Here is a 14,049-nt window from a genome sequence, read left to right as displayed (position 1 = left end):
CTCCGCGACGAAGCCCGGGCGCATGGTGATCGTCGCCGGGTTCCAGAACATCGACGACACGCCACCCGAACCCGAAGCCGCCCCCGCCCAGGCCAGACCCTGCGCCTGCGTGCTCTGCTCCCGGATCCCAAAGGCGCCGGCGTGAGCCTGCCCGGCACCGAGGATCACCGCCGTGGCCGCGAGCAACCCCGCGCGCATTGTCCCGCCCATCTCGTTCCCCCAACCCGTCTCGATGTGCCCGCCCCGTTTCGGGCGGCCCCTTTTGCCGGATGGTGCCGTCTTTGAGGGGGCATTCGCAATCGCGATCGCGATGGCGGGGACGAAGACGACGCCAAGACGAGGGCGTATGCTGCACGTTGGATCGACACGCGTATCCATGTGGCGCTGAACTATTGCCGGTCGAAAACTGAATCCAGGCAGACATTCGCCGCCATGAATGATAGATCCGGAAGACCGCTATCCTGCACTTTTCCGCCATGATGTTGCCCGAATGCGACACCCGGTGGGCCCCCCGGCATCGGCCGCGCGCTTGCGCCGGGATCGGCGCCCGGCCATGGTCCCCGCAGCCGGCACGGACCGGCACAGGGAACGATGAGGAGACGCGGCGATGAAGCTCTTCCGGCACGGCCCGAGCGGCGACGAGAAGCCCGGCCTCGTGGACGCGGGGGGCGGATTGCGCGATCTCTCGGGGGTCGTGCGCGACATCGCCGGCCCGGCCCTAGCGCCGGAGTCGCTCGCGCGGCTGCGCGCCCTCGATCCCGAGACCCTGCCGAAGCTGCCGCCGGACGTGCGGCTCGGACCCTGCGTGGGCGGCACGCGCAACGTGGTCGCCATCGGCCTGAACTTCGCCGACCACGCCGCCGAGACCGGCTCGCCGATCCCCGCGGAACCGATCATCTTCAACAAGGCGCCGTCCAGCCTGTGCGGGCCGAACGACACGGTGATCATCCCCAAGAGTTCGCACAGCACCGACTGGGAGGTCGAGCTCGCCGTGGTGATCGGCCGGCGCGCCAGCTACGTCCACGCCAACGAGGCGCTGAGCTACGTGGCGGGCGCCTGCATCTGCAACGACGTCTCCGAGCGCGAGTGGCAGATGAACCGCGGTCCCACCTGGACCAAGGGCAAGAGCGCGCCGACCTTCGGCCCCCTCGGCCCGTGGCTGGTGACCCTGGACGAGATCCCGGACCTGAAGAACCTCGCCATGAGCCTCGACGTGAACGGCGAGCGCCGCCAGACCGGCTCCACCGCCACGATGATCTTCGACGTGCCCCAGCTGGTGGCGTACACGTCGCACTTCATGCTGCTGGAGCCCGGTGACGTGATCACCACCGGCACCCCGCCCGGCGTCGGCCTGGGCATGAAGCCGCCGCGCTACCTGAAGGCCGGCGACGAGATGGTGCTGCGGATCGAGCGGCTCGGCGAGCAGCGCCAGAAGGTCATCGCGTTCGACGACTGGACCGCCAAGGTCTCGGCCGGCGAGCCGACGGACTAGCGCCTTCGGGGCCGATCCTGCGCCCCCGACCGGGCGATGCGCGTGCCGGTTCCGGATCGGGTCCCGCTTCCGCGGCCCGCGCCCCGGTGCAGGCGCGGACCGGGATCCATCCCCCTCCCGGTGCGCACGGAGCGCGCGCGGGATGCGATCCGGACCCCGGCACGGGAAGGCCGCGCCACCGGCGCCGCCCCAATGCCCGTCGCACCGCTTGATTTTTCCGCGCCGATCCCACTCAAGGGCACCATGAACCAAGCTGTCGACCCCCACGCGACCGACATCCGCCACGACTGGAGCGTGGCCGAGATCCGCGCGCTCCACGACCTGCCGCTGATGGACCTCGTGTTCCGGGCCGCGCAGCTCCATCGCCGGCACAACGATCCGGCCGACATCCAGCGGGCGTCGCTGCTCTCGATCAAGACCGGCGGCTGCCCGGAGGATTGCGCCTACTGCCCGCAATCGGCCCACCACAAGGGCGCGGGCGTCGCCCGCGAGCGGCTGATGCCGGTGGAGACGGTGCTGGCCGAGGCCGCCGCCGCCAAGGCTGCGGGCGCCCATCGCTTCTGCATGGGTGCCGCGTGGCGCCAGCCCAAGGACGGCCCGGAATTCGACGCGGTCCTCGCCATGGTGCGCGGCGTGCGCGGCCTCGGCATGGAGGCCTGCGTGACCCTCGGCATGCTCACGCCCTCGCAGGCCGGCCGCCTGGCCGAGGCCGGGCTGACTTCCTACAACCACAACCTCGATACCGGACCGGATTTCTACAACGACATCATCTCGACCCGGACGTACGACGAGCGGCTGCAGACCCTCGAGAACGTTCGGGAAGCCGGGATCGGCGTGTGCTGCGGCGGCATCGTCGGCATGGGCGAGGGCGTCACCGACCGCGCCGCGATGCTCCAGGTGCTCGCCAACCACGCACCCCATCCCGAGAGCGTGCCGATCAATGCCCTGGTCGCGGTGCCGGGCACGCCGCTGGAGGACCAGCCGGCGGTCGACCCGTTCGATCTCGTGCGCATGTGCGCCACCGCGCGGATCGTGATGCCGCGGGCGCGGGTGCGTCTCAGCGCCGGCCGCAAGGGCCTCACCCGCGAGGCTCAGGTGCTGTGCTTCCTCGCGGGCGCCAATTCGATCTTCTACGGCGAGCGGCTGCTCACCACCGCCAATAACGGCCAGGACGACGACGCGGCCCTCCTGGCCGATCTCGGCATCCGGGTCGCCGAGCCGGTGCGGGCTGCGGCCGAGTAGGCGCTCACCCGCCTCCCCCTCCGCACCCGTCCTCGCGGGTGCCTCAGCCCTCCGGCAGCACGATCCGGAACCGTGCCCCGGTTTCACAGGCATCGAGGCTGAGGGTGCCACCGTTGATCCCGATCAGCTCGGCGGCGATCGGCAGGCCGAGCCCGGTTCCTCCGGAGCGCATGGAGCCCTGGAACGGCGCGAACAGGTTCTCCCGGGCGCGGGCCGGCAGGCCGGGGCCGTTGTCGGCCACCAGGATGGTGATCCGGCCCGGCTCGTCGCGGCTGGCTGCGACCCGTACGACGGCCTCCGCCACCTGGGCCCCGTCCAGGGCCTGCACGGCGTTGCGGACGAGGTTGGCGAGCGCCCGGCCGAACTGCTCGGGGTCGGCCTGGACGCAGAGGTCGGCCGCCGAGACCTGCACGGCCACCGGGCTGGCCGCCAGCGCGGCGAGGTCCGGGAGTTCCGCGAAGATCGGCGCCAGGGGCGTCCTGGCCAGATGCGGCGCCCGCTCGGAGGCGCGCCCGTAGGCGAGGGTCGCCTCGCAGAAGCGGATCGCCCGCGCCAGCGTCCCGACGAGGCGCGGGGCGACGCGCTGCACCGTCGGATCTGCGGTGCCCTCCAGGCGATCGCCGAGGAGTTGCGCGCCGGTGAGCAGGTTGCGCAGTTCGTGGCTGATCTTGCTCACCGCCAGGCCCAGTTCGGCGAGCCGCCGCTTCTGCCGGAGTTGATCGGCGAGGCTGCGCTGCATCCGCCCGAGCGCCCGCTCCGCCTGACCGATCTCGTCGCTGCGGCGGGACGGTGCGATGATCCGCCCGGCATCCTCCGGATCGTCCGAGAAGGCCGTGATGCTGGTGGCGAGCCGCCGGACCGGGCGGACGATGAGCACCTGCAGCACGACGAAGACGAGTCCCGCCGCCGAGGCCGCGATGATCAGCGACGAGACCAGCAGCCGCAGCGCGTAGTCGATCATCGCCGTGCGCAGGGGCGCCTCGTCGAGCAGGATCTCGACGCGGTCGAAGCCGATGCCCCCCTCGCCGACCACGCGGATCGGTTCCCGCACCGGAGCCACGAGGGTGCGCCACGCGCCGCGGATCGCCGACAGGGCCGAGACCTCGCGCAGGTCGACGGTGTCGGCGACCATCTCCGGCATGGGCTCGATCGCGAGCAGCCGCTGGGCGCCGCCGCCGCGGACCGCGATGGCCCGGGCGTTGACGCCCGCCAGCAGGCGGCTCTCCAGGGCTTCCGAGACCGGCTCGCCCGTCCGCCCGTCGAGGACGAGGGCCGCCACCTGCGCGGCGGCCAGACGGTCGGACATCCACTCGATCCGGTAGTTGGCCACCGCCGGCACGTAGGTCAGCACCTCGGCCACCACCACGAAGGCGACGGTGACGAGGAACAGCCGGCCGGACAGGCCGAGGCGCGTCGCGCGCCGCTCGGACAGCTCGCGGGTCGGGGCAACCGCCGGCGCAGCGGTCGGATCGAGTTCAACGGTCATGCCGGTCACGCTCCGCGCGGGCATCGCGGATGTGAATCGGCGGGACGAGGGTTGACGATGCTCGAGCCGGGTCCGGCCGTCGCGGGAGACATGTTCGCAAGCCACAGTTTCGCTAGCGGGAATACAGGCACTCGGCGGCGGGCACTATACGATATTTACCCGGAGGCAGCCGGATGTTCCCTACGACACGGAAAAATCGCGTCGCGCTTGAATTATGAATATCATCGGTGCTTGGCGCGTCGGCCGAGCAGCAGGCTGACCAGGGCGAAGACGGCCAGCATCCCCAGGCCCGCCACCATCCTGGGCGTGACGAGCGTCCGCAGGGTCAGCGCAGTGTCACAGCCCCCCTCCCCCGCTGCCAGGCAGGCGGCCTTGGCGGTCTCATGGGCGGCGACGACGTCCTCGATCCCCGCGCCCGTGGTGGCGTACACGACGGCCCCCGGCAGGAGCCCCAGGAAGGTCGCCAGCACGAAGACCCGCAGCTTCACCCCGAAGGCGGCGGGGGCGAGGTTGGTCATCCAGAACGGGAACAGGGGCAGGAGCCGCAGGAACGCGATGTAGCCGAAGGCGTCCCGCCGGAAGCCCTCCGCCAGGCCGGCGAGGCGTGTTCCGCCCGCCCGGCGGAGCAGGTCGGCGCCCGGCCCGCGGCCGATGGTGAACACGATCGCCGCGCCGGTGGTGGCGGCGCAGACCGCGGTGAGGGCCCCCGGCACGATCCCGAACAGGAAGCCGCAGATCATGGTCAGGATCAGCGTGGCCGGCACCGAGACGACGACGGCCCCGACATACAGGCAATAGGCCGAGACCAGCGCCCGCCAGTAGCCGCCCTCGACGAAGCCGCGCAGCCAGTCCCGCGACGCGAGCAGGCGGTCGAGGCTGAGGAGCTGGGCGGCACCGGAGACGAGGACGATGGCCGACACGGTGAGCAGCAGGACCATCGGCAGCCAGCGCCGCAGCCGCTTCCAGCGCCCCTCGGCGATGGGCGCGGTCGCGCTCACCCGGGCTTGCGCATCCGCAGGATCTTGAAGAACCCGCCCGGGAAGGTCGGCTTCAGTCCCACCACCTCGACGCCGTTGCGCCGGGCCCAGGCCTCGATCCGCGTCGCCTTGAAGTCCGACGACCAGCCGATCTTGGTGCAGAGCGGCGCCACGATCTCCTCGACCCGCGCGACCGGCCCGTCGCTCTGGCCGAAATGGTTGGCCAGCACGATGCCGCCGCCCGGCCGGACCACCCGCAGGAACTCCGACATGGCGGCCTCGGGATCGGGCACCAGGGTGATCAGGAACTGCGCCACCACGGCGTCGAAGCTCGCATCCGCGTAGCCCAGGTGGCAGACATCCATCACCTGGAGGCCCTTCACGTGGGACAGGTTCCGCCGCCGGACCTTGGCGCGGGCGCGCTTGAGCATGTCCTCGGAGAGGTCGACCCCGCAGACGAAGCTCGCCTTCGGGTAGTAGCCCAGCGCCAGCCCGGTGCCGACGCCGGCCTCCAGGATCCGCGGCCCGTGCTCGGCCGCCGCCTCGACGGCCGCGCGGGCCGCGGGCTCGGTGAGCTTGTCGTAGACCACGTCGTAGACGGGGGCCCAGCGGGCATAGGCCTTGCGCATCAGGGCCGTGCTCGGCCCGGCCATCTGCGGCTCGCTCAGCATCGTTCGAAGATTCCAGAGGTTGAGATCAGGCGGCCTCGCGGGGCCGGGCCGACAACGCGTCGACACGCCTTATGGTGCCGCCGCCCAGGACCCGGGCCCGGGGGCCGTCATCCGCGTAGATCGCGCAGGCCTGGCCGGGCGACACCCCGTCCTCGGGCTCGGCAAGCACGATCTCGGCCGCGCCGTCCGGCCCGACCGTCAGCGTCGCCGGGCGCGGCGGCCGGGTCGAGCGCACGCGAACCGCCACGGGCAGGTCGCGCACGGCTTCGACCGGGCCCTCGCCCAGCCAGTTCAGGTCCGAGAGGCGGATGCGGGTCGTGGCCAGCGCGGCGCGCGGGCCGACGACCACGCGGGCCGAGTCCGGCTCCAGCCGCACCACGTAGAGCGGCTCCGCCCCCGACAATCCGAGGCCGCGGCGCTGACCGACCGTGTAGTGCACGATGCCCTCGTGCCGGCCCAGCACGTGGCCCGCGAGGTCGACGATCTCGCCGGGCCGCGCCGCGTCGGGGCGCAGCCGGGCGATCACGTCGCTGTAGCGGCCCTGCGGCACGAAGCAGATGTCCTGGCTGTCCGGCTTCTCGGCCAGCGACAGGCCGAGTTCCTTCGCCAGCGCGCGGGTCTCGGTCTTCGCCATCTCGCCGAGGGGGAAGCGCAGGAAATCCAGCTGCTCGGCCGTGGTGGCGTAGAGGAAGTAGCTCTGGTCCCGGGCGGGATCGAGGGCGCGGTGGAGCGCCCGGCCGCCGCCCGGCAGGGCGCGGCTCGCCACGTAGTGCCCGGTGGCCAGCGCGTCGGCGTTCAGGTCGCGGGCGAGGCCCAGGAGGTCGCGGAACTTCACCGTGCGATTGCACTCGACGCAGGGGATCGGCGTCTCGCCCGCGAGGTAGCTCTCGGCGAACTTCTCGATGACCGCGTCGCGGAACCGGTCCTCGTAGTCGAGGACGTAGTGCGGGATGCCGAGATGCTCGGCCGCCGCCCGCGCGTCGTTGATGTCCTGGCCGGCGCAGCACGCGCCCTTGCGGTGGGTCGCGGCGCCATGGTCGTAGAGCTGCAGCGTGACGCCGACCACGTCGAAGCCCTGCCGCTTCAGCAGGCCCGCCACCACGGAGGAATCGACGCCGCCCGACATGGCGACGACGACGCGCGTCTCGTGGGGGGCTTTGGGGAGATCGAGGGCGTTCATCACGTGGGTCCGCAGCCGCCGGCCCGGAAGCTTCCCGGCTGCACGGTGCGTCTATAGCGGGACTCCGCCCGGCTTTCCAGGGCGGTGGCTCGCCTCGGCTGCGGCAACCCGGCAGATCCTGCCGGGCGCGCGGCAGCTTCGACCGTACCGGCATCGCGCCCTCTTCGCGAAAATCCAGTTCGATCAACGCCTTATCCTCGGACCGGACTGGCGCGCGGCTTGCTCCGAGGCGGGCCAGAGGAGTCCTGTATGGCGAGCGGGTCGGCGGATCGATTGGATATCACCGCGTGGATTCCGCCCGCGCGGAGCGCACCCGCCGCGCGTTCGGGCTGGGATGCGGCGGGCGTCGCGGCCCGGTCCGGCGACACGCCGCAGGATCGCTTCGGCCAAGCCCTGAGCGCCGCCCGGTCGCAGGACGACGCCGCGGCGGCGCGGTCCCACGCGGCGACCCGCCGCGACGACACCGCGGCGGCGCGGGCTCGTGAGGCCGATCAGCGCGATCAGGCCGGCGCGGGGCGCACGGCGGCGGAGCGGGCGCGGGACTCGGCCGCGCAGGCCGACATCCGGGCTGCGGACAGGCGCTCGAGCCTCGCCAAGCCGACGCCGCGCGCGCCGAGCCGGCTCCCGGACTCCGCCCAGGCGGAGGCCCCGCCGGCCCCCACCGCTGCGCCGGCCGACCGGAAGGCCGCGGCACCCGCGACGCGCCCCGCCGAGGCGGAGCGCAGCGCTCCGCAGCCCTCCGCGGCGACCGACGCCGCGTTGGATGCCGCGCCGGACGCGGCGGCTGCCGAGACAGGACAGGCCGACGCGGAATCGCAGACCCGGCAGGCTGAAGCCGCCCCGCCACAGGCGGCACAGCCGGCGCCCGTCGACCCGACCGCCGATCCGACCGCGGCGCTGCTCGCCCTCCTGGCGAGTCTGGCCGAAGGCGGCCCGGTCCGCGCGCCGGAGGCGGCGGACGCGGCCCCGGGCCTCACCGCGGCGGGCGCGGCCGGGGGCGGCGGGACGATCGAACCCGCGAAGGCCGGCGCGGGCGCGTCGCCCTCCGCGGCGCCCGGCCATCCGGCCGCGGATGCTTCGCCCGCGGGCCGCAAGTCTCTGTCCGCCGCCGCGGGCCCAGCCGCCGGACCCGCCGCCGGTGCGACGGCGCCCGCGCCGCCGGTCACCCCGGGCAAAGCCGGCAAGGATTCCACCGCCGTCGAGGGCGCGCCGGCCGGACCCGGCGAAGCCGCGGCCGCCATGACGGGGGCCGCGACCGGCGGAGATTTTCTCGCCGCCCTCGCCGATGCCGGCCAGGGGGCTGGCGCGGCTCCGCCGCAGCTCGCACCGTCCCCGGTCCCCGGCGCCCCGCAGCCGGCCGCCGCACAGGCGGCGCCCGTCGGCGCGTCCGGAGCCGCCCAGCCGGCGTCCCCCCCGGCCGCCGCGCCGGCCCGAGTCGATCCCCCGATCCCCCTCGGTCAGGTGCCGATGACCATCGGCCTGCGCTCCCTGGGGGGATCGAGCGAGTTCCAGATCCGGCTCGACCCGGTCGAGCTCGGGCGCATCGACGTCAAGCTCGCGATCGACAAGGCGCACGGCACGGTGATGACCCATCTGGTGGTCGACCGGCCGGAAACCCTGGCGCTGCTCCAGCGCGACGCCGGCCAGTTGCAGCAGGCCCTGTCGCAGGCCGGCCTCGATCCGTCGGGCGGGGGCCTGAACCTGTCGCTGCGGGGCGACGGCGGCGCTCAGGCCGGCGGCGGCGGACAGCAGGACGGCGCCCCGCGGGGAGGCGCGACGGCCTGGACCCGCGACAAGGGCGACGCGCCGCAGGAGGTCGCCCCGACGCGCTGGCTGCGCGGCTACGGCGGCGTGGACATACGGATCTAGGCCATGACGCGCAGGCCCCGGCCTCCGGCCCGCCTGCGCCGACAACGATGCGACGCGCGGGCCGCGCGGATTGACCTGGCACGGGAGAGAACAGCGTGACGACCGGCATATCCAGCACCACGAACACGACGGCCAAGACGGCCGTATCGGCGGGCAGCAGCGGCAACGCCACCGAGATCGCCAGCAACTTCACGCAGTTCCTGACGCTGCTCACCACGCAGCTCAAGAACCAGAACCCCCTCGACCCGATGGACACCAACCAGTTCACGCAGCAGCTGGTGCAGTTCGCCGGCGTCGAGCAGCAGCTCAAGTCGAACGACCGCCTCGACAGCATTCTCAGCGCATCGCAGGCTGCGAGTTCGGCCTCGGCCACCAGCTACATCGGCAAGACCATCACGGCGGACGGCAGCACCTCCCAGCTGTCGAACGGCTCGGCCTCCTGGAACCTGACACCGTCCCGCGCCGCCTCGAAGGCCGTGATCACGATCCTGGACTCGAAGAACAACGTCGTGGCGACGCAGGCCACATCGCTCACCGCCGGAAGCCAGGCCTACACGTGGAACGGCAAGACCTCGGCCGGGATGACCTCGGCGGATGGCAACTACACGATCAAGGTCGCGGCCACGGATGCCACCGGCGCAAGCGTCGCCGTCGATACGAGCCTGACCGGTACGGTGGACGAGGTCGATCTCAGCGGGACGACCCCCGTCCTGATGGTGGGCTCCCAGAAAGTGCCCCTGTCCAGCGTGCAGACCATCGGGTTGTCCACAAGTGGCACTTAACGAATCACATCCGAGTGACTCGCTTCAACATCTCTTAAGCGGGCGCAAGTACATTCAATGCTCGACAGGTCAGTCGAGTGTAGAGCGTATCATGACCGAACCGAGCCGCCCGAGAGTGAAGTACGTGATCGGGCCCGACGGCAGCCCCCTTACGATCGCGGACCTGCCGCCGCCCAGCACCCGCCGGTGGGTGATCCGCCGCAAGGCCGAGGTCGTGGCGGCCGTGCGCGGCGGCCTCCTCAGCCTGGAGGAGGCCTGCAAGCGCTACACGCTGACCACCGAGGAATTCCTGAGCTGGCAGTTCTCCATCGACCAGCACGGGCTGGCCGGTCTGCGGACCACCCGGATCCAGCACTACCGGCACTGATGCTGAGCCCTTGAGACGCGCGACGTCATCGGGGACTCCGCTGCGCGGTCACGCGACGACGGTGTGGCCGCCGTCGCGAGCGCCCGATCCGGACGCCGCGGATGCGGTTCGACGACCATTCCCGGTGCTCTCGAAGCCGCGTCCGTACCCCGGGCGCGGCTTTACGCGTTCCAGCGCCCCGTCGAGGCCCGGCATTAACGCCCCGCTAACCATGGACCGGGCAATTTCTGCCGAGCCGGCCGAACAGCCTCGCCTTGCGTTCAGAGTGCAGTGAACCCCGCCGTGAAGCCGGTCCTCGATCTCGTCACGAAGCTCGGACCGGCCCGCATCGCCGCCATGGCGGCGGTGACCCTGACGCTCATCGGCTTCTTCGCCTTCATCATCCTGCGGGTTTCGCGCCCCGACATGGGCGTGCTGTTCTCCGACCTGTCGATGCAGGACTCGGCCGCGGTGGTCCGCGAACTCGACGCCCGCGGCATCCGCTACGAGACCAAGGGCGAGGCGGGCCAGACCATCATGGCCCCACGCCCCGACCTCGCGAAGCTGCGCATGGACCTCGCCGGCAAGGGCCTGCCGGTGCAGGGCGGGGTCGGCTACGAGATCTTCGACAAGGGCGACGCGTTCTCGTCCACCAACTTCGTGCAGAACGTGAACCACCTGCGCGCCCTCGAGGGGGAACTCGCCCGCTCGATCCGGGCGATCGGCCGGGTCCAGGCGGCGCGCGTCCACCTCGTCCTGCCCGAGCGCCGCCTGTTCGAGCGCGACCGGGAGACCCCGAGCGCCGCCATCGTCCTGAAGCTGATGGGCGACCTCGACGCCGGCCAAGTGCGGGCGATCCGCCACCTCGCGGCCTCCGCGGTCGAGGGCCTGAAGCCCGACCGCGTCTCCATCGTCGATGAGCGCGGCCGACTGCTCGCCGACGGCGCGAAGGGCGCCGAGGCGGACGCCGCCAGCGGCTTCGAGGACCGGCAGATCACCCTGGAGCGTCGCCTGCGCGGCCAGATCGAGGACGTGGTCGCCGGGATCGTGGGACCGGGTCGCGCCCGGGTGCAGGTCAACGCGGAGCTCGACCTCAACCGAATCGAGAGCCGGTCCGAGACCTTCGATCCCGAGAGCCGGGTGGTCCGCTCCGCGCAGACCCGCACCGAATCGGCGCTGACCGCCAACGCCGACGGACAGGTGAGCGTCGGCAACGAGCTGCCGGGCGCCAATGGCGGCGACAAGGCCCCCGCACCGAAGGACGCGACCAACAAGAACGAGGAGACGACGAACTACGAGATCTCCCGCGTCACCAAGACCGAGGTCGCCGAGGGCGGGCGGATCAAGCGCCTCTCGGTGGCGGTGGTGGTCGACGGCGTCTACGCCGTCGCGCCCGACGGCAAGCAGACCTACAGCCCCCGCGCCCCAGCCGAGATCGAGCGGATCACCGCGCTCGTGCGCAGCGCCGTCGGTTTCGACAAGGCGCGCGGCGACCAGATCGAGGTGGTGAACCTGCGCTTCGCGGAAGCGCCGAGCGTGCCGCAATTCACCGAGCCGTCGCTGATGCAGTCGCTCCTCGCCCCCACCAAGGAGGACGTACTGCGCGTGGCCGAGCTCGGCGTGCTGGCGCTCCTGACCCTGATCGTCCTCCTCACCGTGGTGCGGCCGCTGGTGCGCCAGGTGCTGGCGCCCGTGCCGTCGCCGCCGTCGCTCGCCGGCCCCGGGATGGGGATCGCCGGCGAGGCGTCCGTGATCGCGGGTCCCGGCGCCACCGTCACGGTGATCGACCGGGACAGCCCGACCGCGCGGCTGATGGAGTTCGCCAAGATCAACGGTCAGGTCCAGGCCGAGACGGTCCAGCGCGTGGTCGACATGGTCCGGGCGAGCCCGTCCGAGACCGTCGAGGTGCTGCGCACCTGGATCCAGGAAGAGTGACGCGTCGGGAGTCGAGGGCAGCACGATGGCGGGCGGTATGGCGGCGGGTATGACGGCAGGTCTTGCGAACAGCCTCGCGACGGCGGGCGGCGATTCGTTCGCGTCGATGCCCGGTCCCCAGCGCGCGGCCGCGCTCCTCCTGATGCTCGGCGAGGAGGAAGGCGCGCCGATCTGGCAGATGCTGGAAGAGGAGGAGATCAAGAAGGTCAGCCACGCGATGGTCCAGCTCGGCACGCTGGAGGCCGCGACCGTCGAGCGGCTGATCATCGAGTTCGTGACGAAGCTCGGCAACAGTGGCGGCATCTCGTCGAATTTCGAGCGGACCGAGGCGCTACTCCTGAAGATCTTCCCCAGCGATCAGGTCTCGCTGATCATGGCGGAGATCAAGGGCGCGTCCGGAAAGCGCGTCTGGGCCTCGATCGCCCAGGTGGACCCCGAGATCCTCGCCTCGTTCCTGCGCAACGAGTACCCGCAGACCGTGGCGGTGGTGCTCTCGCGGGTGCGGGCCGACTACGCCGCCAAGGTGCTGACCATCCTGCCCGAGGACTTCGCCATCGACTGCCTCAACCGGATGCTGCGCATGGAGACCGTGCAGAAGGAGGCGCTGCGCCACATCGAGGAGACCCTGCGGGTCGAGTTCGTATCGACCATCGCGCAGACCCAGCGCCGCGACGCCCACGAGATGATGGCCGACGTGTTCAACGCCTTCGACCGGCAGACGGAAGGCCGGTTCCTCGCCGCCCTCGATCAGGCCAACCGCGGCTCGGCCAAGCGCATCCGCGAGCTGATGTTCACCTTCGAGGACCTGCTGAAGCTCGATTCGGGCAGCGTCCAGACGCTGATGCGCTCGGTCGACAACGACACGCTCTGCCGCGCCCTGAAGGGCGGCAACGAGACGACCCGGGCCTTCTTCATGAAGCAGATGTCGACCCGCGCGGCCAAGAATCTCACGGACGAGATGGCCGCCCTCGGGCCGGTCCGGCTCAAGGAAGTCGACGAGGCGCAGGCCAAGATGACCGAGATCGCCAAGGACCTCGCCGAGAAGGGCGAGATCATGATCGCCAAAAATAGCGCCGAGGAGGAGTTGGTCTATTGAGCGCCCAAGCCTCCCGGAGCGCGAAGCCGTTCCTGTTCGAGACCGATTTCCGCAGCGCCCGCCCGAGCCCCGAGGCGCAGCGCGCCGCCGAGGCCGCCGCCCGCACCGAGGCGGAGGCGCATGCCCGCGGCCTGCAGGAGGGGCGCGCTCAGGCCGAGGCGCAGGCGCAGGGTCGCCTCGCCGACGCTATGACCCGCCTCGCCCTCGCCGCCGCGGGCCTCATCGCCCAGGCCGACGCCCGCGACACCGAGCGTGAGGCCCAGGCCGTCGAGGTGGCCATGCTGATCGCCCGCAAGGTGGCGGGCGATGCGCTGGACGCCGCCCCCCTCGCGGGCATCGGCGAGGCGGCGCGCACCGCGCTCCAGCACCTGCGCGGGGTGCCCCACCTCGTGGTGCGCGTGCATGACGGCCTCGTCGAGGAGGCCGAAGCCCTGGTGAAGCGCCTCGCGCGCGAGCGCGGCTACGAGGGCCGCCTCGTGGTCCTGGGCGACCCCGACATGGCGGCGGGCGACGCCCGCATCGAATGGGCGGACGGCGGCATCGTGCGGGAGCGCGCCCGCATCGAGGCGTCCGTCCTCGACGCCCTCGGCCTGACCCCGAGATTCTGAAGGAACCCGGATGTCCGACGATTTCAGCCTGCCTCAGCTCGGCGAGCACGACCCGGACTACGTGGGCGAGTCGATCCGCGATGCGCCCACGACCCCGAAATCCGCGTCCGACCTGGAGCAGCTCTTCGACGTGCCCGTGATGGTCTCGGCGGTGCTCGGCTCCGCCCGGATGCCGATCGGCGACCTGCTGCGGCTGGCCCCCGGCGCGGTGCTCGAACTCGACCGGAAGGTGGGCGAGGCGATCGACGTGTTCGTCAACAACCGGCTCGTTGCCCGCGGCGAGGTGGTCCTCGTGGAGGACCGGCTCGGGGTGACGATGACCGAGATCGTCAAGGGTGACTGAGGTTTCGGCTGCGGCGCCGGTG

14 protein-coding genes are annotated in these 14,049 nt (G+C 72.0%); 9 read left to right on the top strand and 5 right to left on the bottom strand.

Going from position 1 to position 14,049, the window contains the following annotated elements:
- On the bottom strand, positions 1-198 hold a 198-nt coding region (locus MKK82_RS16910; protein WP_243986303.1), incomplete at its 3' end, for an outer membrane protein transport protein.
- Positions 199-607: 409 nt separating this feature from the next.
- Between MKK82_RS16910 and MKK82_RS16905 the strand changes: the two genes are divergently transcribed.
- Both MKK82_RS16905 and bioB read left to right on the top strand, forming a co-directional pair.
- On the top strand, positions 608-1,492 hold the full coding sequence (locus tag MKK82_RS16905) for a fumarylacetoacetate hydrolase family protein (protein ID WP_238286600.1): 885 nt from the start codon (positions 608-610) through the stop codon (positions 1,490-1,492).
- 243 nt (positions 1,493-1,735) lie between these two features.
- Positions 1,736-2,734 carry a biotin synthase BioB gene (gene bioB / locus MKK82_RS16900; protein ID WP_238286601.1) on the top strand — a complete coding sequence of 333 codons (999 nt, stop codon included), beginning with the start codon at positions 1,736-1,738 and terminating at the stop codon, positions 2,732-2,734.
- Between the two features lie 43 nt (positions 2,735-2,777).
- Here bioB and MKK82_RS16895 read toward each other — a convergent pair whose 3' ends face one another.
- The 4 genes from MKK82_RS16895 to mnmA all read right to left on the bottom strand — a co-directional run bounded on the left by MKK82_RS16895 (position 2,778) and on the right by mnmA (position 7,048).
- On the bottom strand, positions 2,778-4,244 hold the full coding sequence (locus tag MKK82_RS16895) for a sensor histidine kinase (protein WP_243986301.1): 1,467 nt from the start codon (positions 4,242-4,244) through the stop codon (positions 2,778-2,780).
- Positions 4,245-4,441: 197 nt separating this feature from the next.
- Positions 4,442-5,158: a TVP38/TMEM64 family protein gene (locus tag MKK82_RS16890; protein ID WP_238286860.1), complete on the bottom strand. Its 717-nt coding sequence runs from the start codon at positions 5,156-5,158 to the stop codon at positions 4,442-4,444.
- A gap of 56 nt (positions 5,159-5,214) precedes the next feature.
- Positions 5,215-5,868: a class I SAM-dependent methyltransferase gene (locus tag MKK82_RS16885; protein ID WP_192706426.1), complete on the bottom strand. Its 654-nt coding sequence runs from the start codon at positions 5,866-5,868 to the stop codon at positions 5,215-5,217.
- A gap of 25 nt (positions 5,869-5,893) precedes the next feature.
- Positions 5,894-7,048: a tRNA 2-thiouridine(34) synthase MnmA gene (mnmA, locus tag MKK82_RS16880; RefSeq protein WP_238286604.1), complete on the bottom strand. Its 1,155-nt coding sequence runs from the start codon at positions 7,046-7,048 to the stop codon at positions 5,894-5,896.
- Between the two features lie 249 nt (positions 7,049-7,297).
- Between mnmA and MKK82_RS33960 the strand changes: the two genes are divergently transcribed.
- From MKK82_RS33960 to fliN, 7 genes are all read left to right on the top strand, one after another.
- The gene (locus tag MKK82_RS33960) at positions 7,298-8,917 is read left to right on the top strand and encodes a flagellar hook-length control protein FliK (protein WP_279603060.1); all 1,620 of its coding nucleotides are present in this window, start codon (positions 7,298-7,300) and stop codon (positions 8,915-8,917) included.
- 95 nt (positions 8,918-9,012) lie between these two features.
- Positions 9,013-9,699, top strand: coding sequence for a flagellar hook assembly protein FlgD (locus tag MKK82_RS16870; RefSeq protein ID WP_238286606.1), 687 nt, complete (start codon positions 9,013-9,015; stop codon positions 9,697-9,699).
- A gap of 91 nt (positions 9,700-9,790) precedes the next feature.
- Complete coding sequence (locus MKK82_RS16865) at positions 9,791-10,066, top strand: DUF1153 domain-containing protein (protein ID WP_007569077.1); 276 nt, start codon at positions 9,791-9,793, stop codon at positions 10,064-10,066.
- Positions 10,067-10,348: 282 nt separating this feature from the next.
- The gene (gene fliF, locus MKK82_RS16860) at positions 10,349-11,980 is read left to right on the top strand and encodes a flagellar basal-body MS-ring/collar protein FliF (protein WP_238286607.1); all 1,632 of its coding nucleotides are present in this window, start codon (positions 10,349-10,351) and stop codon (positions 11,978-11,980) included.
- Positions 11,981-12,017: 37 nt separating this feature from the next.
- On the top strand, positions 12,018-13,076 hold the full coding sequence (locus tag MKK82_RS16855) for a flagellar motor switch protein FliG (RefSeq protein ID WP_373323308.1): 1,059 nt from the start codon (positions 12,018-12,020) through the stop codon (positions 13,074-13,076).
- Positions 13,073-13,684 (top strand): FliH/SctL family protein, encoded by a 612-nt coding sequence (locus MKK82_RS16850; protein ID WP_238286609.1) that lies wholly within the window; start codon positions 13,073-13,075, stop codon positions 13,682-13,684. Before MKK82_RS16855 ends, MKK82_RS16850 begins: the two co-directional genes overlap by 4 nt.
- 10 nt (positions 13,685-13,694) lie before the next feature.
- Positions 13,695-14,027 (top strand): flagellar motor switch protein FliN, encoded by a 333-nt coding sequence (fliN, locus tag MKK82_RS16845; protein WP_238286610.1) that lies wholly within the window; start codon positions 13,695-13,697, stop codon positions 14,025-14,027.
- The last annotated feature ends 22 nt before the right edge of the window (positions 14,028-14,049 follow it).

Origin of the sequence: Methylobacterium sp. E-046, assembly GCF_022829625.1 — a bacterium.
GTDB classification, from domain to species: domain Bacteria; phylum Pseudomonadota; class Alphaproteobacteria; order Rhizobiales; family Beijerinckiaceae; genus Methylobacterium; species Methylobacterium longum.
This window is presented reverse-complemented; position numbering and strand designations above follow the sequence as displayed.

Coding starts and splice junctions, on each gene's coding strand:
- bioB (WP_238286601.1), top strand. CDS start 1,736: ATGAACCAAGCTGTCGACCCCCACGCGACCGACATCCGCCACGACTGG.
- mnmA (WP_238286604.1), bottom strand. CDS start 7,048: ATGAACGCCCTCGATCTCCCCAAAGCCCCCCACGAGACGCGCGTCGTC.
- MKK82_RS33960 (WP_279603060.1), top strand. CDS start 7,298: ATGGCGAGCGGGTCGGCGGATCGATTGGATATCACCGCGTGGATTCCG.
- MKK82_RS16865 (WP_007569077.1), top strand. CDS start 9,791: ATGACCGAACCGAGCCGCCCGAGAGTGAAGTACGTGATCGGGCCCGAC.
- fliN (WP_238286610.1), top strand. CDS start 13,695: ATGTCCGACGATTTCAGCCTGCCTCAGCTCGGCGAGCACGACCCGGAC.
- MKK82_RS16885 (WP_192706426.1), bottom strand. CDS start 5,868: ATGCTGAGCGAGCCGCAGATGGCCGGGCCGAGCACGGCCCTGATGCGC.
- MKK82_RS16895 (WP_243986301.1), bottom strand. CDS start 4,244: ATGCCCGCGCGGAGCGTGACCGGCATGACCGTTGAACTCGATCCGACC.
- MKK82_RS16855 (WP_373323308.1), top strand. CDS start 12,018: ATGGCGGCGGGTATGACGGCAGGTCTTGCGAACAGCCTCGCGACGGCG.
- MKK82_RS16905 (WP_238286600.1), top strand. CDS start 608: ATGAAGCTCTTCCGGCACGGCCCGAGCGGCGACGAGAAGCCCGGCCTC.
- MKK82_RS16890 (WP_238286860.1), bottom strand. CDS start 5,158: ATGGTCCTGCTGCTCACCGTGTCGGCCATCGTCCTCGTCTCCGGTGCC.